Source organism: Paraburkholderia sp. RL17-381-BIF-C (assembly GCF_046026435.1).
Classification (GTDB): Bacteria; Pseudomonadota; Gammaproteobacteria; order Burkholderiales; family Burkholderiaceae; genus Paraburkholderia.
Window position 1 is genome coordinate 82,754 of sequence record NZ_JARESX010000018.1, and the last position, 19,789, is coordinate 102,542.

Consider the following 19,789-nt stretch of genomic DNA (forward strand, 5'->3'; position numbering starts at 1 on the left):
TCCTGAACTGAAGAGTCGAACAGGATTGCTGACTAATAAAGACAGGTCGGTCGTATGCAAGGATGGGGTCAATGAGTTTCATAAAGCGCCCAAATGATTTTCTGTTCCGCGCGCTGGTTGTCGTAGCGTCGGTGAGTCTCGCCGTGCTGAGCCTGCTGGTGATCTACAGCGTCGTGATGCGCTACGTATTCAGCGATGCACCGGATTTCGTCGAGCCCATCGCGCTTCTGCTGGTGATCGTGATCGCCATGTTCGGCGCCGCGCTCAAAGTGCGCGAAGGCGGCCATATCGGGCTCGACTCGCTCGTCAAGAAATTGCCGCCGAAGGGTCAACTCGTCGCGACGGCCTTTCAGCACATTTGCCTGATCACGTTCGCGGTAGCGGTTTTCTTCGGCTGTCTGCAGATGGTGGAGGCCACCATGGAAGACCGCATTCCCATTATTGGCTTGCCTGAATCTTTGCGTTATTGCATCCCGGTTTTTGCCAGCGTCTGCATTGCAATGTTCTCGCTAGAGAACCTGCTCGCGCTTTTTGCACAGAAACAAAAATAGAGCAATCATGGAACTCGCCATCCTCTCCGTCAGTTTCCTTGTCTTTCTTCTTCTCGGCGTTCCTGTTTCATTCGGGCTAGGGCTTTCGTGCGTCCTGACCTATCTGTACGAGGGTTTGCCGGCGGCCACCGCCATGCAGTCGATGATCTCGGGGATCAACGGCTTTTCGTTTCTCGCGGTCCCGTTCTTCATTCTGTCCGGTGAGCTGATGCTGCACGGCGGCATTGCGGACCGCATCCTGCGTTTCGCGCAAGCCACGGTCGGGCATTTCCGCGGCGGTCTCGGCATGGCCAACGTGGTCGCCTGCACGTTGTTCGGCGGGGTCTCCGGTTCGCCCTCGGCGGACACGTCGGCGATGGGCGGCGTGGTCATTCCGTTGATGAAGCGTGAAGGCTACAGCGCGGCCTATGCGGTCAACGTTACTACGCACTCGTCGCTGGCAGGCGCGTTGATGCCGACGTCGACCAACATGATCATCTACGCATTCGCGGCGCAGGGTATCACCGGCACGTTGAATGGACACCCGATGAGCGGCGTCTCGATCGGCGATCTGTTGTTTTCCGGTCTGCTGCCGGTGCTGTGGGTGATGGGTTTCGTGCTGGTCGCCGCGTACTGGCAAGCGGTCAAATACGGTTATCCGCGCCGTCCCGACGGCTCGACGGAACTGCAGCGATTCCCCGGCTGGTTCGCCGTGGCCCGCACATTCCTTGGCGCATTGCCCGGCTTGATGGTGATTGCGATCATTCTGGTCTGCGTGGCAAAGGGCATTGCGACCGCGACAGAAGCCGCTGCAATCGCCGTGTTTTATTCGCTGGTGCTGACGATCGTCGTGTATCGCTCGATGACGATGAAGAAGCTGTTTCACGCGCTCTCCAAGGCTGCCAAGACGACCGGCGTGGTGCTGCTGCTGATCGGCGTGTCGAACATGCTGCGCTACCAGATGGCGTATCTGGAGATTCCGGACGCGATCGAACACATGCTCGACGGCGCGACCAGCCTGCCGTGGCTGATGCTGCTGTACATCAACCTGATCCAGATTTTCCTCGGCACGTTCGTCGATATGGCGGCGCACATCCTGATCACCACGCCGCTGTTCCTGCCGATGGCGATGCACGCCGGCGTCGGCCCGGTGCAGTTCGGGATCATGATCCTGCTGAACTGCGCATTGGGTCTGGTGCACCCGCCGATCGGCTCGGTGCAGTTTATTGGCTGCGCGATTGGCAATGTGTCGATTGGTGAAACTACCAAGGTGGCGTGGCCGTATTACCTGGCTATCTTCAGCGCGATCAACATCGTCACTTATGTACCGATGTTTTCCACGTGGTTGCCTAGCCTGATCAATGGTCACCCGGTATTTTGAAATCCTTGATTAGCGTCCCGAAGAATATGCCCTTTGGGGGCGCCCGGCGGCGCTCGTACAGTGCGGCAAACAAAGAATAATCTTTTAAAGAGGAGCAGAAATGAAAAAGGCACTAGCAACCTCGGCCCTTGGGTTGGTCGCCCTCGGCGCACACGCTCAGAGCAGCGTGACGTTGTACGGGATCGTAGACGCGGGGATCGGTTATCAGAGCAGTCAGACGACGCTCGGCTCGACCTCCGGTGGCCGTTCGGTTGTGAAAATGGTCAACGGGGTCTGGGCTGGCAGCCGCTTCGGCCTGAAGGGCTCGGAGGATCTGGGTGGCGGCACCAAGGCGATCTTCCAGTTGGAAGAGGGCTTTAACAGCGCAACCGGCGCACAGTCCGTCTCCGGCCTCGGGTTCAACCGTCAGGCTTATGTCGGCGTGGCCAACGCCAGCTACGGTACGTTCACGGCCGGCCGCCAATATACGTCGTACTACACGATGCTCTCGCCGTATAGCCCGACCACGTGGCTGACGGGCGCATACGGCGCGCACCCGGGCGACATCGACTCTCTGGATACGCTGTACCGCGCGAATAACTCGCTGGTGTACACGTCGCCGAACCTGTACGGCCTGACGGCTAGCGGCTCGTATTCGCTGGGCGGCGTGCCGGGCAGCTTCAACGCCGGTTCGACGTGGAGCGCTGCGTTGCAGTACCTGAATGGTCCGTTCGGCATTGCGGCCGGCTTCCAGCGCATCAACAACTCGACGCCTGGCGGCGGCGCATGGGGCGCTGACTCCACGACGTCCAACAACGGCGCTCAGGCTGGCGTGTCGGGCATCAACAACGGCTATCAGCGCGCCCAGGCTCAGCAGCGCGTGGCGGTGACGGGTGGCTATACCTTCACCCCGCAGTGGGATGTGTCGTTCTCGTACTCGAACGTGCAGTACATTCCGGGTATCAACTCGCCTTTCCACACCACGGCGATCTTCAACACAGGCGGCGCCGTGCTGCACTTCAAGCCTTTGACGGCACTGGACCTCGCTGCGGGCTACAGCTATACGCGCGCTACCAAAGCGAACGGCATCACGAGCTCGGCTAGCTATCAGCAGTTCAACCTGTCGCAGTACTACAGCCTCTCCAAGCGCACCGGTCTGTACGCGCTCGAGGCGTATCAACGCGCAGGCGGCCAGACGCTGGGCACGAACGGCGTGAGCATCATCAATGCAACGGCTGATATCGGCGACGGTCAGAATAGCGCGCCGTCCTCGTCGCGTAGCCAGTTTGCCGCGGGCGTGGGCATCATCCACAAGTTCTGATGGCGTAACCCAGTGGCGGTGTGTTGCTACGCCGCCACGGCGGCGCGTTTTTTAACGCGCGTCGCCGGGCAGCACAGGCTGCGCGCGCAATGCGCGCAGCCTCTTCGACGACGCCGGCCGCCTGGCATTGCGCGCGTCGGACCAGCCGGCGCGTACGGCGCGCTTCGCCTTCACGCGTCAGACCACAAACGCCCACCCGTTGCCCAGTTTTCGCGCTTCACGTCGGTGAGAATGATCTCCACCGAGTTGGCCTCGACGCCAAGCGATTCACAGGTCGCTTTGGTAATGGCTTCGACGAACTGGCGTTTCTGTTCCACCGAGCGGCCTTCGAAGAGTTCGATATGAAACGTGGGCATGGGGTGACTCCGTATAGGGATGGGTTTGAGGTGAGCGTGAGGCGAATTCAAGTGCGATAGCCGGGATCGAGCCTGTCGAGTTTGCGCAGCAGGGCAGGCCATTCGAGTGCGCCTTCAATGGCGCCGCCGTCGTAAAGTTGTTCCGCGGTGCGTGCGGCGACTGCATCGCTCGGCACGACGAGTTCCGCGCCGCATGTTTGCGCTTGCAACTGGATCTCGCATGCCTTGAGCAGTGTTGCCATCAGCACATAGGCTTCCGCGACGGTGCGCCCAACGGTCAGCGTGCCGTGATTGCGCAATAGCATGGCGGGTTTGTCGGCGAGATGCGCGACGAGACGCTCGCCCTCCGCAGGCGTGAACGCAAGGCCTTCGTAAGCGTGATACGCGAGGTGGCCGTAAAAGCGCAGCGCATGTTGCGAAGCGGGCAGCAGGCCGGCCGGCTGAGCGGAAACCGCCACACCCGCCGTATTGTGCAAATGCATCACGCAGAACGCATCGGCGCGTGCCGCGTGAACCGCCGCGTGCAGCGCGAAGCCGGTCGCGTTCACCGCATGTTCGCTCGCGCCGACGATGTTGCCGTCTATATCGATCTTCACGAGGTTCGACGCGCGGACTTCATCGAAGGCGAGGCCGAATGGATTGATCAGGAAGTGGCCGGGCTCGCCCGGAACGCTCGCCGAGATATGCGTGTAGATCAGATCGTCCCAGCCGTTGAGCGCCGCGAGCCGATAGGCGGCGGCGAGGTCGACGCGGGTTTGCCGCTCCGCATCGGACCTTGGCCCCGCTTCGGCGACGCGGCCGGCAGGGGTGTGAGTGAACGACATGACTGTCTCCTGAAATTTTTTCAGCGCCGCGGCGCATGCATGGCGCTGCCCGACGGCCTAACTCACGCGGCTGGCCGGACCCGGAGTCGCCGCGCTGCGCACGGCGTCGATCCGCTGCGCCGGTTCGGCGACCGCGACGCCATGCGCCGCGCGCTGCCTGAGCCATTGCACGCTCCACGTCGCGAGGACGAAAGGCGCTGTCATAACCGGCCAGCCGATGTGGGCGGCCGCCGCTTGCAGCACGACCGACAGGGCCACACCGCCGAGCATCGTAACGACACCGCAGTCGGCAAGCGCTAGCGCGGTCAGCGCGCCGTTGAATCCTAACAGGCCTGCATCGAACGAGCTTGCCGTCGCGCCAAGCATCAGATGCGCGACGCTCGCGAACCCCGCGCCGATCAACGCCCGCAACGCATGCTTGCGTGACGAAGCCGCGATCCCGATCAACACCAGCAAGCCAGGCAGTGCGTCTGATGCGAAGCCGGTTTGTGCGAAACCGGCGAGCAGGCCGCCGCCCCATTGCAGCGCGCTCGATGCGGGCGTCGCGGCCACGCTTGCCGGTTGCGCGTTCGCCGCGACTAACGGCAGCCAAAGCCAGCTGATGATCAGACACGGGCTTGAAAAAAAGCCGAGCCCGCGCGCGCGCAGCATGCGCGACCATGGCTCCAGAAGCCATGCCGTGGCGGTGGCGGCGAGAATCGCCACCGCGGCGGCGGTGGCATTGTCGGCGATGAAGTTGAAGGCGGCGAGACCCGCCAGCGCGCCGTTGAAGCCGTGCAAGCCGGCACGCGTATCATCCTCGCGATATCCGGCCAGGACTGCGCTCACATTGGCCGCAACTGCACCCATGAGCGCGGCGCAAGCGAGGCGCGGGTCGTCGAGAAGCCATGCGCCGAGCAGGCACGCGCCGGTGAAGGCGTTCGGTTGTAGCACGATCTGGCCGAGACTGCGCAAGAGCGTGCGCAAGGCGGCGGATTGAGCTTCGGTCGCGGCGGCGTGCATGAGGTGAAGGCGGCGTGATGTCGATGAGGCGCAAATCCCGGGCGCGCACGGCAAGCGCGCCGGCAGGAGAACTGGGAATGGCGAGGATAGGCCAGCTACGGCGCGCCGTGCATCGCCATGCTTGATAGTGGCTATTTGCGACACTGGCCACGCCACGGCGTGTCGGTGAGCCGAAAGCTTTCGCGCTAGGATAGTAGCCCGGCGTGCAGGCTGCGCCGTTTCACGAGGAGACAGTCAGATGCGTGAGGTACGGTGGGCATCGGAAGAGGGCGACGGCATCGAACATCTGGCGTTCGATGCGCATGAGGATGGCTTCGCGGTAGAAAGCGTGCTGGTCGGGCAGCGCTATGGGAAGCCGTATGGGCTGCACTACAAGGTGCGTTGCGACGCGCAATGGCACACGCGCTTTGCGTGGCTGAAGATCGTCGGCGGCGGCGAACTGGAATTGCATGGCGATGGCGAGGGCCACTGGCGCGATGGCCACGGTCTTGCACTGAGTGCGATCGAAGGTTGCATCGACATCGATATCGCCGCCACGCCGTTCACCAACACGCTGCCGATTCGCCGTTTGCAACTGGCCGAGGGCGAGCGCCGGCCCATTTCGGTAGCGTATATCTCGACGCCGGATTTGCAGGTCACGCGCGTGGAGCAAGCCTATACGTGCATCGCGTTGCACGGCGAGTATCGCTACGAGGGCATCTTCCGCGACTTTACGGCCGACATGAAGGTGGACGAAGACGGCCTCGTGATCGACTATCCGACGCTGTTCACACGCCTGCCGCTCGAGCGTTGAGCGTCGATGCGGCCGAGCCGCCGTGGTCCGTGCGGTGCCGTTCCACAAAACGCTCGATGCCTGCCGCGATCCGTTCGGGTTCGCGCAGCACGACCCAGTGGCCCGCATCGATCTCGATGCGTTCATATGCGCCGAGCCAGCCCTCCAGTCCAAGAGAGAGCGCCGGCCCGACATAACGGTCACGCAGCGGCACGAGGAATTGCACCGGCGCGTGCGCATGACGCGCGCGCGGGTGCAGCAGCTTGTCGATGAAATTGGCGCGGTAGAGATTCAAGCCGTTGATCGCGTTGCGCATCTGCGCGGGATCGGGCGCCGGGCGCACGCGTTCCGTCACCCGCAGCCATAGCGGCCACAGACGTGCGCCGCCAGCGCGCCATACCAGCTCGGGCAGCCACGGCAAATGGAAAAAGAAAATATACCAGGACTTGAGCGTCTGCCGGACACTGCTGCCGAACGGGCGCTTCTTTGTCTGCTGCGCGGGTTGAGTGTCACCGCCGCCGCGCAAGTCGAAGGAAGCATGATCCAGACACGGCCCCGAGATCGACGTGTACGAAGCAATGCGGCCTTTGAACGCGGGATCGGTCACGGCTTCCCAGCATTGAATCGAGCCCCAGTCGTGCCCGACGAGGTGAAACTGCCGCGTGCCGCACGTGGCGTCGGCGACGGCGGCAAGATCGGCGGCGAGGCGTTCGAGCCGGTAAGCGTGACGCGTGGCCGGCGCCTCGGAGGCGCCCGCGCCGCGCACGTCGTAGGCGATCACGCGATAGCGCGCATCCAGTTGCGCGCGCACCGGTTCCCACACTGCCGCCGAATCAGGGTAGCCGTGTACCAGCACGATGGGCGGCGCCTCGCGCGGTCCGCTCACATAAACCGCGAGCCGCACGCCGCCGGCCTCGACCGAGAGCGTGTCGCGTATCACGCGGCCGCCTGCACGCCGCGCCGCGTGGCTTTGCGGGCGCTCGGCGTGGCCGCATTGGTGGCATCGACCGCGGCAACCAGTCCGTCGATACGCGCCAGTTGCGCGCGGTTGTCGTGATCCCACGGATGAAATCCGGGCCGGAAAAAGCTCAGCCACTCACCGGCGATGCGAGGAAACACACCGTGGCGCGGGCCGTACAGATACTTCACGACGCGCCACATGCCGCGCAGATGCCCACCGCGTTTGCGGTCGGCGATGATGAGCCGCACATGGTAGTCGAATACGATCAGCCAGAACGTCACGGTGGTGGCGAGCATGGTGCCGGTGCGCAGGAGATAACGGCCGAGTCCGGGCTTGAGCACGGTGTTCCACACGTCGTACGAAACGGATTTATGCTCGGTTTCTTCGAGTGCATGCCAGGTCCACATCTGCGTATAGCCCTCCACCGACCCGCCGATGCGCGTCGCGTCCTGCAGCAGCAGGCCCGCCAGCATGGCCGTGTAATGCTCGAGGCAGACGGTGACCGCGAGCTGGTACGAATGCGGCAGAACCTTGCGGCCGAAGTTGAGAATCGCCCATAGCCGTTTGTCGAGCTTATGCGCGGGCAAGCCGGCTTCCTGCAACAGATCGTTGTACTCCACATGCTCGCGCGTGTGCATGGCTTCCTGGCCGATGAAGCCGAGCACCTGCTTCTTCAGCACCGGGTCGTCGACCTGGTCGCGGTAGTTGCGCACGCTGTCCATGAAGAAACGCTCGCCGGCCGGAAACAGCAGCGAAAGCGCATTGAAGAAGTGTGTCACATGCGAGCCCTGCACGTGCCAATCGCAGGCACGTTCCTGCGGCAAGTTGAAACGGAGGTCGCGGCGAACCGGCATCATGGCCTTTCTCCTTGTGAGTCTCTATGTGTTGCTGAATGTTCTGAGCGAGTGACGCGCATGGCGCAGCTTTATGCGCGCTTGCCGTCCACCTGCGCGGCGCGCCGCGCGCGTTTCTCCGCAATGCGTTTCATGCGCCGCGTTTGCATCACCACCAGTGCCTGATAGGCCGCCGGCAACGTGCGCGCCAGCCAGTCGGCGGCCCGCGCGTCGCGTCCGATCAGCACGCGCCGTTTGTTCTTGCGCACGCCGTCGAGAATCACACGCGCGGCTTCGTCGGCGGTGGTGATGAAGAACTTCTCGAAGTCGTCCTTGCCTTGCTGTTCGGTTTCCAGCATGAAGCCGACCATGTTCGACGAGATACGGCTCGATTGCGCGATGGCCGTGCGGATGCCGCCCGGATGCACGCAGGTGGCCGACACGCCGCACTTCATCAGGTCGAGTTCCTGGCGCAGTGCTTCCGTAAAGCCGCGCACCGCGAATTTGGTCGCGTTGTAGCCGCTCATGCCCGGCTGGGAGAACAGTCCGAACACGCTAGACGTATTGACGATATGCCCCGCACCGGACGCCTTGATGTATGGCAGAAATGCCTTGGTGCCGTGCACCACGCCCCAGAAGTTGATGCCGACGATCCACTCCAGATCGGCGTAGTCCATGCCTTCGATGGTGCTCGACAGCGCGACGCCTGCGTTGTTGAACACGAGGTTGACGCGCTGATGCTGCGCGGCGGTTTCGGCGGCCCAGTCGAACATCGCGGCGCGGTCCGCGACATCGAGCACGCGGGTGGTGATGCGCAGCGGCGCGCCGACGATGTGTGGCGCCGCGGCCTGCGCAAGCTGCGCAGTTTCGGCGAGGCTTGCAGCATTGCGGTCGGCTAGCGCGAGGTGGCAGCCTTCGCGCGCGAGCTGGATCGCGAGCGAGCGGCCCATGCCCGAGCCTGCGCCGGTGATCGCGGCCACTCTGTCGGTAAAGTTTTTCATTGGCTTATCTCCATGCACAGCGTTCAACCAGAGCTAGTGCTTCAACCTTTCACTCCGGCCCTATGCGAAATTGTTGTTGTCCTCTCTGAACAGCGCCTGTCGTTATCGTTATGTCCTCTCAGGTCGCCTCCACCGACGCCGTCGCGCCGCCGTGAGCATGGGCGGGCGGCGGCGACACCATCGGCTCGCTTGCCGGTTGCGGCGCGGGCGAATACGCAAGGTAGTCGTTCATGCTGAACGTGCTGGTGGCCTGGCGGAATTTGTATGCGAATCCCGGCCACAGCGTGGTGTTCTTGCCGGTTTTCGGATCGAGATACCAGCTCTTGCAGCCGCCCGTCGACCAGATTGCGCGGCCGAGTTTCTGCTGGATCTGTTCGTTGTAGGCACGCTCTACCTGCGGACGCACTTCGATGGCGTCGGCGCGTTCCGCGGCCATCGTCTTCAGTGCGCGCAGAATGTATTCGACCTGCGACTCGATCATGAACACCATCGAGTTATGACCGAGACCGGTATTCGGTCCGACGATCATGAAGAAGTTCGGATAACCAGGCAATGTCGTACCGAGATATGCATGCGCGCCGTCGCGCCATGTGTCGACGATATCGACCCCGCCGCGCCCGCGCACCACGCCGCGCGGAAACGGATCGGCCACTTGAAAACCGGTGCCGAAGATCAGGCAGTCGGCGCGGTGACGCTTACCGTCCGTAGTGACGACGGCGTCCTCCTCGATACGGGCGATGCCGGTGGTCGTCACCGAAACATTCTGGCGCGACAGGGCGGGGAAGTAGTCGTTTGAGATCAGGATGCGCTTGCAGCCCATCGTGTAGTTGGGCGTGAGCGTCGCGCGTAATTGCGGATCGCGGACCTGGCGGCGCAGATGCCGCTCGGCGACTTTTTGCGCCGTCTTCATCAGCGAAGGATGAACCGCAAAGCCAAACGCACGCGATTCGAGCATGCAGTAGAGCGCCGAGCGCATGATCTTCTGAGTGAACGGCAGGTGCTTGAATAGCCATTGTTCCAGCGGTTTCACGCGGCGGTCGGCCTTCGGCATGATCCACGGCGGCGTGCGCTGGAACAGATCGAGATGCGCGACGCGCGGCGCGATCTGCGGGACGAACTGGATCGCGCTCGCGCCGGTGCCGATCACGGCGACGCGCTTGCCTTCGAGCGAATAGCCGTGGTCCCACTGCTGTGAATGAAACGCTTTGCCCTTGAAGTTTTCGATGCCGGGAATGTTCGGCATGGCCGCGCGCGAGAGGCCGCCCATGCCCGAGATCAGCACGCGCGCCGACCATTGCTGGCCGTTCGCGAAGGTCAATTGCCAGCGGTGGCGCGTCTCGTCGTAGGTCGCCGTTGCGAGTTCGTGGCCGAAGCGCAGATGCCGCTGCACGCCGAAGCGCTGCGTGCATTCCTCCAGATAAGCGCGGATTTCCGGTTGGCGCGCGAACATACGAGTCCAGCGCGGATTCGGGGCGAAGGAGAACGAATAGACGTGGGATTGGACGTCGCAGGCGCAACCGGGGTAGTGGTTGTCACGCCAGGTGCCACCAACCGAGTCGGCTTTCTCGGCGACGATGAAATCGCTGATACCGGCCTGGCGCAGCCGGATCGCCATGCCGAGGCCGGCAAACCCGGACCCGATAATGGCGATGTCGGTCTCGATAGGCGCGGACGCGTCCGGCGCCGCGGTGTCGTGAGGCAGCATGCGTGCGTTCATCCGTTCCGTCTCCTTTTTTACTCTCTTAACTGTTACATTGGTCGATGTAACAATAGAGGCTGGTAACGGATGACGCAAGAAGGCGGTTAGACGCGCCCCTCTAGTACCGAAGGCACGCGATGTTCACTTCGCGGCCAAGGCCGCCGCGACGTCCCGGTTCTGCCAGACGCTGTCTTTCACGGTAATTTTCTGCGGGATCAGATTGGCGCCGTAGAACGCGTCGGCGACGCTCTGCTGCGAGCGCACGATTTCGTCCGTGACGGGCGTAGTGCCATAAGGATAGCGGCGCACCCACGTCTCGACCAGTTTCTGATCGAGACCGACCTTCGGCGCGATCAGCGCGGCGGTTTCCACCGGGTGGGCGTTGACCCATAACCCGGCGGTGCGCAACTGGCCGAGAATCGCGCCGATCACATCGGCATGCTGTTGCGCGAAGTCGCGCGTCGCTTCATAGAAGTTGTACGGCGCGTTCAGTTCGCTGTAGTCGGCCAGCGTGCGTGCCTTGAGCGCCTGCTGCGCGGACGCGTAGTAAGGGTCCCAGATCACCCATGCATCCACGCTGCCGCTTTCGAAGGCGGCGCGGGCGTCGGCGGGGGGCAGGTACACCGGACGAATGTCCTCGTAGCGCAGTCCCGCTTTCTTGAGCGCTTCCAGTAGCAGATAGTTCGAACTCGATCCCTTCTGCAGCGCGACGCGCTTGCCCTTCAGATCGGCCACGTCATGCAGCGTCGAGTCGTTCTTGACCAGAATGGCTTCGGCGTGACGTCCCGACGGCTCCGCACCCACGTACACGAAGCGCACGCCGCTCGCCTGTGCGAACACCGGCGGCGGCGCGCCCGTGTAGCCGAAGTCGATGCTGTTCGCGTTCAACGCTTCGAGCAATTGCGGTCCTGCCGGGAATTCGAACCATTTGATGCTATAGCCCAGCGGCTTGAGCTTTTCATCGAGGGAGCCCTGGGCCTTGAGCACCGCGAGCAAGCCCGATTTCTGATAGCCGATGCGCAATACCCTGGCCGGCTCGCCGGCGTTGCCGCTGGTCTGCGCGGTGGCGCTGAAAGTCGTGAATGCCGCGAGCAGGGCCGCGGCGAATTGAAGCGAAAAACCGGTGTGACAGGCCATCCTGCGAATCTCCATTGCGTTCGATTGGTGTGGCCGCGGTTTGTTTTCAGCGTGATCTGCGCACGTCTGCGCTAGCCATGGCGAGGGTTTGCGGAGGCGCCTGAAAACGTGTTGCGGCGACGTTCGGGGATCGTCGCATGGACGTCCCGCCGATCAAACGAAGCAATGCAGATTTGAATATGACGTGCGCCGGAGGGGGGCGCCGTTCACGCGTCCCGCTCGCCGGGTCAGTGGGCGTGTACAAACACTAACGCGGCCGCGACTGCGCGCAGGCTTACTTTTTTGATTTGTCTTTCTTCACTGCGGCCGCTGTGCCTTCGGCGGGATGGCCCAGTTTCTTTTCCATGATGCCCGCGACGCGGTCGCCCAGGTAGTCGCCGGAGGCTTCTTCGAGCGCGCGGTTCATTTCGCTTTCGACCAGCACCATGGCGAGCGGCCGCACGCGCCAGATAGCCTCGACCAGAGCGGGCACGTCGGCGGGCGGCGGCAGGGCGCCGGCCTCGTAGCGGTCCAGTTGGCGAACCACCAGATCGACCAGCGCTTTGGCAACCGCGTTGAAATGCGGCCTTGCGATGCCCACGGCGTCGAGCAGGTCGGCAAGCGGAATGCCTTCCTTCGCCATGGTGGCGCCGGCGGCCAATGCTGTCGGGCTGCCCGACACGAAGGAAAGGCCGTTGCGCTCCAGCAGGCCGAGCTCGACCGCTTTGCCGAGCGCGCTCGGCGAGGCTTTGTCGCCGAACATTTGCAGCAGTTCGATCAGCGAGTACTTTTTCGGCCGCTCGCGCGACCAGCGGCCGCCGATCGCCGTTTCCAGACCGAGGATGGAGCGAAGATCGTGGCCCTCGTCGACGGCCATGATCAGGTCCTGGATGTTGGCTAGCGTGTAGCCGCGTGCGAGCAGATGGTTGATCAGCTTCAAACGCGACACGTGCGTGTCGTCGTAGACGCCGACGCGGCCGCGCTTCTCCGGCGGTGCAAGCAGTCCCCGGTCCTGATAGGCGCGCACGTTGCGCACGGTGGTGTCGGTGACGCGCGCGAGTTCGTCGACGGTGTATTCGTTGCGCGGCGAGGCGCTGGCCGGGTCGCCGGAATCGGCGTACAGCGGCGGGACAGGAGGCGGCGTGTTGGGCATGGCGGGATTTTAACGCGCTGGCGCGCGCGGCCGCCAGCGCGCCCGCCGCATGCACGCCGGTGATCGGAACTTTCGCGGGGATGCGCTTATATTGCCGGTGCTACTTTTGCACGATTCACCGTGAGTGCTTTTCTGTCCGCGCATGAACGACGGATTGCGCGACGCATTGCGTAGGTTTCAGACGTGACGGGCGTCACGCTTCAGACGCCTGCCGGCGCAATGTCGTCCGGCGAGGTCGAATCGCCTTTGCCAAGCGTGCGTTGCATCAACGTGGTGTCGAGCCAGCGACCGTGTTTGAAACCCACCGACTTCAACTTGCCGGTCAATTCGAAACCCAGTTGCGTATGCAGCGATAGCGAACCGCCGCTGCCGCCGTCCGCGATCACGGCGACCATCTGGCGCCACGGTCCGGTTTCGCAGCGCTCGATCAGCGCCTGGAGCAATACGCGCCCCAGCCCCCGGCCGCGATAGGCGTCGTTCACGTAAATCGAATCTTCGATGGTGTTGCGATACGCGGCGCGCGGCCGGTACGGCGTCGCGTAGCAATAGCCTGCGACCTCACCGTCGATCTGCGCGACCATGTACGGCAGCCCATGGCTGCGTACCGATGCGAGCCGCATGCGCAGGTCGTCGACGGAAGGCGGAATTTCCTCGAACGAGGCGACGCCGGTCAGGACGTGGTGTGCGTAGATGGCCTGGATGGCGGGAAGGTCGGCTTCAGTGGCGTCGCGGATCAGCGGGGCGGCTTCGCTCGCTGAGGCCGCAACAGAGGGCGCGGGGCGGGTGGTGCTCATACGTGTTCCTGTCGTGGCGATAAGTCTGCGGATACGTTTTACTATGCCCGCCGCGCGCGCGAATTTGAAGCGAGTCAAAAATCGCCGGGACGTATAGCCGGTATCCGTGCACGGACTGATCGGCCGCGCCGCGCGCACGGCCGGGATTGCGCCGCTCAGTTCGGCCGCGCCGCGCGCACGGCCGGGATTGCGCCACTCAGTTCGGCCGCGCCGCGCGCACGGCCGGGATTGCGCCACTCAGTTCGGCCGCACCATGCGCACGGCCAGGCTTGCGCTACTCAGTTATGCGAGTACGTCTCGGGCTGTGTCACATGCCCGCGATGGTGCCGGGAATGCTTCACCTTATGTTTCGGGCTGGCTTTCGGCTGCGACGCGTGCTGTTCGTCAGGCGCCGCAGCCGCCGGCGCTTGAGCCTGCGCACGAGGCGCGGGCGCGGGGTGCGTATTGCCTGAAGGCAGCCCGCTTTGGCCTTCGCCGAAACGGAAGGTTTGCGAAGTCTGGGCGTATGCGCCAACAGAGCATGCCAGCGCGGCGGCAGCCAGGCAAATTGAAAGCTTCATGGGTCCTCCTTCTGAACGAGCCGGTGAGGATACCTGTTTTCCTGACAGTCGATCGATCACATCAGGCGCAGCAGCCCGCTTGCCTCATTGTCGAGCGGTGACGCGCGCGTTGAGTCGATGGTCGGTCGCAAGGCGAAGCGAGCGGAATGCGTCAGAGGTCGTCGAACTGATCGAATTCGCTTTGCAGTTCACGGTTGCGCGCCACGCGCTCGTCGAGGTCCGGCCCGAGCCTGTCGACGATCGCCGAGATCAGCAGATTGAACAGGCAGGTAAGCGGCGCGAGCGAATCCCAGAACTGGCCGACGTCCGTTTTGACCTGTAGCAGATCGCCGTCGAATTCGCGCGCCCACGGACAATAAATGTCGGTGATGAGCGCGAACGGCAGGCCGCGACGTGTGGCGGCTTCGCAATAGCGGCGCGCGACCTTCGAATAGGCGCGGGTGTCGGTGACGATCAGATACGGCGCTTCGAACCCCGAGTTCAGCGAATCGACGTATGAACCCGACATGCCGTCGGAATAGAACACGCGCGGGCGGATGTATTCCAGGTAGCTGTAGAACGCGTTGCTGATGCCGCGCGTGGACTGAATGCCGAGAATGTAGACCGCATCGGCGTTGGCGATACGCTCGGCCACGCGCGCGAACACCGGCGATTGGGCGAGCTGATAGACATGCTGGATCGCACCGATCTCGAGTTCGAGCGAGTGGGCGAGCGCGGGGTTGGGCGCGACGGACGAAGCGGCTTCCAGCGGGGTGTCGTCGTGATGGCCCGCGGTGCGGCGGAACGCGTCGAGGCGGTCTGTGATCAGCCAGGGGCGCTCCTGAGCCCCGCGCAGTTCGCGCTTCAGGTCGTCGAGATTCTGGTACCCGATGCTGCGCAGGAACCGGCCGACCGAAATGCCGCTCGTACCGGCTTGCTGGGCGATCTGGTCGGCGGTTTCGAGACCGAGCCGGTCGAGGTTGGCCAGCATATAGCTGGCGACGCGTTTGGAGGTGGGGGTGAGTTCGGCAAAGCGGGCTTCGACGGTTTGAGCAAATGCGGTCGGCATCGTAGTCGCGTGGCGGGGCAGTGGTTAATCGATCATCGGGATGATGACATATTCAACCGGCTGCTCGCGCCGCGCGCGTCTGGAAAACGGCTAACGCGAATGCGTACCGCGGACGATGCGCCGATCAGGCAACCGGCCGCGCCGGCGCCGCCCGTGAGAAGCGCCGTGCGCCCGCCACGCAGGCCACGACCACGACGGTGACGAGAATCATCGCGGGCGGCACCTGTTCGTGCAGGAGCAGTCCCGCAAGCATCAGGCCGAAGAACGGCTGCAGCAGTTGCAGTTGTCCGACGCCCGCAATGCCGCCGAGCGCGAGGCCGCGATACCAGAACACGAAGCCGATCAGCATGCTGAAGAGCGACACATAGGCGAGCGCCCAGAGCGCCGCGTGACTGACTCCGTCGAACGATGCGGGCCGTGCCCACAAGGCGAGCGGAAGCATGAGCGGCAGCGACAGCACGAGCGCCCACGAAATCACCTGCCAGCCGCCGAGATGGCGCGACAGACGCGCCCCTTCGGCATACCCCAGCCCGCAGGCGACGATGGCGGCCAGCATCAGCGCGTCGCCAACGGGCGATGCGTCGAGCCCGTGGCGCAAGGCGAAGGCTACTACGGCGCCGCTGCCGAGTGCCGAGAACAGCCAGAACGCCGGTTGCGGACGCTCGCCGCCGCGCAGCACGCCGAAGATCGCCGTGGCGAGCGGCAGGAGGCCGACGAACACCACGGCATGCGCCGAGCTCACGTGCCGCAGCGCCAACGCCGTCAGGAGCGGAAAGCCGATCACCACGCCGAGTGCGACTACCACGAGCGGGATCAGGTCGCGGCGCGCGGGGCGCGCCTGGCGAAACACGAGTAACAGCAACAGGCCGAGCGTGCCGGCGATCGTTGCGCGCGCGACCGTCAGGAACAGCGGGTCCAGGCCTTCGACGGCGATGCGCGTGGCCGGCAGCGAGCCGCTGAAAATCAACACGCCTATGAAGCCGCTCAGCCAGCCGTTGGTTGTCTTGTCCATCCGGAGAGTCCATGCGTGAGGAGAGAGAACGCATAGCATCGGTTATCCGACCATGGACAGTAAGGTACGGATCGGTACAAATCGCCCAAACTGTATCGAGGAATGGAGCGGTACAGCGGCTACGCGACTTGCCACCCGCTGATACGGATTACCTTCGGCGGCAATGTTCCGGCTGCGTCATAAAGGTCTTATCGTGTCTATCATGAACTTGGAGTTCAGGGGATTGCGCCGATCACTTCAGGAGACGAACATGAGCAAGCTGACCACCACGATCAAGCACGAGTTCATGGAGATGCTTCCGCCGACCATCTATTTCTTCGTGATTCTCCACATTGTCGCGATCATGCGCGCGCTGATTACCCGAGGCTATGACGTGACGTTGCCGACATCGGTTTCCGTGACCATCGCCGCGCTGATTCTCGGCAAATCGGTGCTGATCGCCAACATGCTGCCGTTCATCAACCGGTTTCCCGAGAAACCGCTGATCTGGAATATCGGCTGGAAAACGGTGATCTATACCTTGGTGGCTTTGATCGTGCATTACCTGGAGCATCTTTACGAATACTGGAAGGAGGCGCCGAGCCTCGCCGCCGCCAACGGCAGGTTGCTCGCCGATCTCAACTGGCCGCATTTCTGGGCCATCCAGATCCTGCTGGTGACGCTGATCGCGATCTACTGCGTCGTTGCCGAGCTGGTTCGCGTGATCGGCCGTGACAGGTTCATGGCAATGTTCTTCGGTCCCATTCCGCCGAAGGCGACCGGCCAGGCTGCCCGCTAGTCCAGTCGCTCCCGGTCGCGCGAGAGGCGCGTTTGTCACGCTGCCAATCTTACTTGCATAGCAGAAGCAGCCGTTCCTGATCCGAACACGTGGGACGCGGTTTCGGCGCGGCCTGGGCCGCGGTGGCATTGATCGCGGCGCTCTTATTCGCGAGACATGCGCGCAGATGCTTCTCGACTGGCGAGTAGTATTTCCATCCACGCACGAGCGTCGGCAACTCCAGCTTCACCTGCTTCCACTTCGGGTGGCCATGCTCCTGGAGATTGTCGAAGTTGGCGCATAGCGAGTCGGCAAAGTGATTCAGATTGCCGACGGTATCGCGCAGACCGTAATCGTAGGTGACAAGAAAAGCCTTGACGGTCAGCGTGGGAACATCTTCCTTGAGCCAGTTCGGATAGCTGGTTGCGCGGATCGTCGCGGGAAAATAGGTCTGTTTGGCGCGGGCGGTTTCGGGTGCGGCCTGGTCGACCTTCAGGAGGCGGATCTGCTGCAGCAGGTCGGGATTCATGTCGTTGAACAGTTTCGCCGGCTGGCCGACCACGATAATCGCGACGTCCACTTTCTTCACGATCAGCGCGGCGAGCGCGTCCTCGTTGCTCAGATGCTGGATGTTCTGCTCCGGAATCGCCTGACCGAACATCAGGTGGTAGAGCGTGGTGGCCGATTGCGCGGTGCCGCTGCCGATCAGTCCGACACTGATGCTTTTGTCCTTGATGTCGGCGAACGTCTTTAAAGGCGAATCCGCGCGCACCACGACGTTAATCTCTTCGTCATAGAGCGGCATGATGAGCCGCAGCGGCCGGATTGCCGTACCCGCGTCGGCGTTGCCGGCGTTGGCCATGTCGATATACGCCTGGTACACATCGGATTGCACCAGCGCGAGCTTGACCCCCGGCTCGAAGCGCATGCGTTGCACGTTTTCAGCCGAGCCTTTCGACGCCATCACTTCCAGATCGATGCCCGCCGGCTGCGCAACCCATTTCGATAGATCCTGGCCAATCTGGATATACGTGCCCCGTTCCGGACCGGTGACGATCTTGTAATGCGCCGGCTCCGCGCAGGCCAGCGAAAATACGACCATCAGCGCCAGCCCCAACCATCCCGCCAGAAGTCTCTTTAGCATGGTCTATCTACCTATCGGTCAGGTTCGTACAGCTTCGCGCGTCGGCACGCGAAGCACCAGTGAGCCGGTTTGCCATGTCATGTTCTATGTGCTGAGAAAGCCACGTCCGTCTGTTACCTCTCAAACCACGGGCGCTTTTGCGCGCCCTTATGCATTCGGATGCCGCTCACATCGACTATGTGTTTTGGTATCCAGAATATTGTTCACTGCTTGAGTGCGGTGCCCGCGCCAGGCTTGGCGGCATTCGCGTTCGCGCGGTTCCAGCCGGAGTCTTTGATCGCGCGTTCGCGCGCTTCGACACTGTTGTTGTCGGGCGCCGTGGTCGCGGGGCGGGCACCGCCCACTGCGGCCTGATTATTCGCCGGCATACCTTGGGGAAGCGGGGTTTGCAGTTGAGCCACCTGTTGAGACGGTGGTGCGGCTTGCGCTTGTGCAGTCGGTTTGACTTGCGGCGCGGTGCCCGCTGCGGCGTGCGGGGTGAGCGGTGCCCAACCGGTCTCGCGAATCACGCGGGCCAGAATGGACTTCGCAGTTTCATTGCCGGTGTCGAGCACGAGCGCCTCGTTGGCGTGCTGACGGGCGCAAGGCCACGACTGCTGCGCGGCGCACGTTTGCGCCGCCTGCAACGCGGCGTCGCGGCGTGCGAGCAGGGGCTTCAATTCTCCCGCCAGGTCTTGAGCGTCGGAATTGCCTGGTTGCAGCGCCTGAGCGGCGCCGAGCGCGGCTTGTGCTGAAGAGAGATCGTTGCCGCGCAACGCGAGGCGCGCTGATTGCAAGGCCTGTGCGGCATCGCTGAACCGGGGCGGCGCGGGTTTGACGGGCGCCGCCGCAACAACAGGTGGCGTGACGGGCGTCGCCGGTATCACCTGAGCCGGCCTCGCGGGGTTGACCGACACGGCGGGTTTGCCCGCAGCGGCAGCCTGGTTGGCGGACTGAGCCGGCGTGTACGGCGCGATCGTGCCAGTCGTCGTTCTGGCATCCTGATTAGTTTCGTTATCGGCGGACTGGCCGCCGGTTCCGCTCGACAGATCGCGATCGCTGAATAGCGCATATCCGACATACCCCAGGCCAATCACGACAACCGCCCCCATGGCATAGAGCGCTCTGCGAATCGAAATCGTCCCTTGGCTTGCCGCTTTGACCGCTTGGGAAAGATGCGGTACCGGCGCGTCCGGCGACACGAGCGCCGAGGCGGGTAGCGCGGCCTCGCCAGTAACGGGTTCGCCGGCGACCATCGCACGCGTCGCGAAGCCGGTTTCGTCCAGTGTTGATGGATCGAGGCTGTTCTTTTGCGCAGCTTTGGTAGTGGCGCTCGCGCGACTGCCGGGAATCACGGTGCGCTTGTGCGGACCCGCGTCGAGCGGATGCACCGCACCGCAATAGGGACAATAGTCGACTTGCCTGTACAGTGCCCCGCCACACCGTTTGCAGGGCGTCGGAAAACTGTGTCCGATCAGTGTCTGGGTGGACATGCTGTGACCCACCTTTGTAAAACAATGCCATTACGGCATGTTCCGGATCATGTTGAAGCGGGAGCAATGTCCGC

Annotated in this window: 20 protein-coding genes; 5 read left to right on the top strand and 15 right to left on the bottom strand. The window is 63.3% G+C overall.

Going from position 1 to position 19,789, the window contains the following annotated elements; translation table 11 throughout:
• Positions 1-71 precede the first annotated feature (71 nt).
• The 3 genes from P0D70_RS13975 (at position 72) to P0D70_RS13985 (ending at position 3,211) form a co-directional block, all read left to right on the top strand.
• Positions 72-551 (top strand): TRAP transporter small permease, encoded by a 480-nt coding sequence (locus P0D70_RS13975; protein WP_408184924.1) that lies wholly within the window; start codon positions 72-74, stop codon positions 549-551.
• A gap of 7 nt (positions 552-558) precedes the next feature.
• The gene (locus P0D70_RS13980) at positions 559-1,911 is read left to right on the top strand and encodes a TRAP transporter large permease (RefSeq protein WP_091802054.1); all 1,353 of its coding nucleotides are present in this window, start codon (positions 559-561) and stop codon (positions 1,909-1,911) included.
• 100 nt (positions 1,912-2,011) lie between these two features.
• Positions 2,012-3,211 carry a porin gene (locus P0D70_RS13985; protein ID WP_091802050.1) on the top strand — a complete coding sequence of 400 codons (1,200 nt, stop codon included), beginning with the start codon at positions 2,012-2,014 and terminating at the stop codon, positions 3,209-3,211.
• Positions 3,212-3,381: 170 nt separating this feature from the next.
• Here the strand turns inward: P0D70_RS13985 and P0D70_RS13990 are convergent, their stop codons facing one another.
• Genes P0D70_RS13990 through P0D70_RS14000 form a run of 3 tightly spaced genes read right to left on the bottom strand, consistent with a single transcriptional unit; the run spans position 3,382 to position 5,393 of the window.
• The gene (locus P0D70_RS13990; RefSeq protein WP_091802047.1) at positions 3,382-3,567 is read right to left on the bottom strand and encodes a 4-oxalocrotonate tautomerase; all 186 of its coding nucleotides are present in this window, start codon (positions 3,565-3,567) and stop codon (positions 3,382-3,384) included.
• 47 nt (positions 3,568-3,614) lie between these two features.
• A complete protein-coding gene (locus tag P0D70_RS13995) occupies positions 3,615-4,391 on the bottom strand; it encodes a class II aldolase/adducin family protein (RefSeq protein ID WP_408184925.1) in 777 nt (258 codons plus the stop codon).
• Between the two features lie 57 nt (positions 4,392-4,448).
• A complete protein-coding gene (locus tag P0D70_RS14000) occupies positions 4,449-5,393 on the bottom strand; it encodes an urea transporter (protein WP_408184926.1) in 945 nt (314 codons plus the stop codon).
• A gap of 238 nt (positions 5,394-5,631) precedes the next feature.
• Between P0D70_RS14000 and P0D70_RS14005 the strand changes: the two genes are divergently transcribed.
• On the top strand, positions 5,632-6,186 hold the full coding sequence (locus P0D70_RS14005; protein ID WP_408184927.1) for a putative glycolipid-binding domain-containing protein: 555 nt from the start codon (positions 5,632-5,634) through the stop codon (positions 6,184-6,186).
• On the opposite strand, the gene P0D70_RS14010 is transcribed toward P0D70_RS14005, so the two are convergent.
• The 10 genes from P0D70_RS14010 to P0D70_RS14055 all read right to left on the bottom strand — a co-directional run bounded on the left by P0D70_RS14010 (position 6,161) and on the right by P0D70_RS14055 (position 16,342).
• Positions 6,161-7,105 (bottom strand): alpha/beta fold hydrolase, encoded by a 945-nt coding sequence (locus P0D70_RS14010; protein WP_408184928.1) that lies wholly within the window; start codon positions 7,103-7,105, stop codon positions 6,161-6,163. The genes P0D70_RS14005 and P0D70_RS14010 overlap by 26 nt on opposite strands.
• On the bottom strand, positions 7,102-7,983 hold the full coding sequence (locus P0D70_RS14015; RefSeq protein WP_408184929.1) for a metal-dependent hydrolase: 882 nt from the start codon (positions 7,981-7,983) through the stop codon (positions 7,102-7,104). The genes P0D70_RS14010 and P0D70_RS14015 overlap by 4 nt, the downstream gene beginning before the upstream one ends.
• Positions 7,984-8,051: 68 nt before the next feature.
• The gene (locus P0D70_RS14020; protein ID WP_408184930.1) at positions 8,052-8,960 is read right to left on the bottom strand and encodes an SDR family NAD(P)-dependent oxidoreductase; all 909 of its coding nucleotides are present in this window, start codon (positions 8,958-8,960) and stop codon (positions 8,052-8,054) included.
• A gap of 118 nt (positions 8,961-9,078) precedes the next feature.
• Entirely contained in the window at positions 9,079-10,677 is a 1,599-nt protein-coding gene (locus tag P0D70_RS14025) for a flavin-containing monooxygenase (RefSeq protein ID WP_408184931.1), read from the bottom strand.
• A 123-nt stretch (positions 10,678-10,800) separates the two neighbouring features.
• Complete coding sequence (locus P0D70_RS14030; RefSeq protein ID WP_408184932.1) at positions 10,801-11,796, bottom strand: sulfonate ABC transporter substrate-binding protein; 996 nt, start codon at positions 11,794-11,796, stop codon at positions 10,801-10,803.
• A 274-nt stretch (positions 11,797-12,070) separates the two neighbouring features.
• Complete coding sequence (locus P0D70_RS14035; protein WP_091802019.1) at positions 12,071-12,928, bottom strand: MerR family transcriptional regulator; 858 nt, start codon at positions 12,926-12,928, stop codon at positions 12,071-12,073.
• A 200-nt stretch (positions 12,929-13,128) separates the two neighbouring features.
• Positions 13,129-13,722, bottom strand: a complete 594-nt coding sequence (locus tag P0D70_RS14040) for a GNAT family N-acetyltransferase (RefSeq protein WP_408184933.1) — start codon at positions 13,720-13,722, stop codon at positions 13,129-13,131.
• Between the two features lie 278 nt (positions 13,723-14,000).
• Positions 14,001-14,282 (bottom strand): hypothetical protein, encoded by a 282-nt coding sequence (locus tag P0D70_RS14045; RefSeq protein ID WP_408184934.1) that lies wholly within the window; start codon positions 14,280-14,282, stop codon positions 14,001-14,003.
• Positions 14,283-14,433: 151 nt separating this feature from the next.
• Positions 14,434-15,330 (bottom strand): sap1 transcriptional regulator SapR, encoded by an 897-nt coding sequence (gene sapR, locus P0D70_RS14050; protein ID WP_091802010.1) that lies wholly within the window; start codon positions 15,328-15,330, stop codon positions 14,434-14,436.
• A gap of 124 nt (positions 15,331-15,454) precedes the next feature.
• Positions 15,455-16,342, bottom strand: a complete 888-nt coding sequence (locus tag P0D70_RS14055; RefSeq protein WP_408184935.1) for a DMT family transporter — start codon at positions 16,340-16,342, stop codon at positions 15,455-15,457.
• Between the two features lie 250 nt (positions 16,343-16,592).
• Between P0D70_RS14055 and P0D70_RS14060 the strand changes: the two genes are divergently transcribed.
• On the top strand, positions 16,593-17,120 hold the full coding sequence (locus P0D70_RS14060) for a hypothetical protein (protein WP_091802004.1): 528 nt from the start codon (positions 16,593-16,595) through the stop codon (positions 17,118-17,120).
• Between the two features lie 49 nt (positions 17,121-17,169).
• Here the strand turns inward: P0D70_RS14060 and P0D70_RS14065 are convergent, their stop codons facing one another.
• Positions 17,170-18,243: a TAXI family TRAP transporter solute-binding subunit gene (locus tag P0D70_RS14065; protein ID WP_091802001.1), complete on the bottom strand. Its 1,074-nt coding sequence runs from the start codon at positions 18,241-18,243 to the stop codon at positions 17,170-17,172.
• Positions 18,244-18,446: 203 nt separating this feature from the next.
• Complete coding sequence (locus tag P0D70_RS14070; protein ID WP_408184936.1) at positions 18,447-19,715, bottom strand: hypothetical protein; 1,269 nt, start codon at positions 19,713-19,715, stop codon at positions 18,447-18,449.
• Positions 19,716-19,789 lie beyond the last annotated feature (74 nt).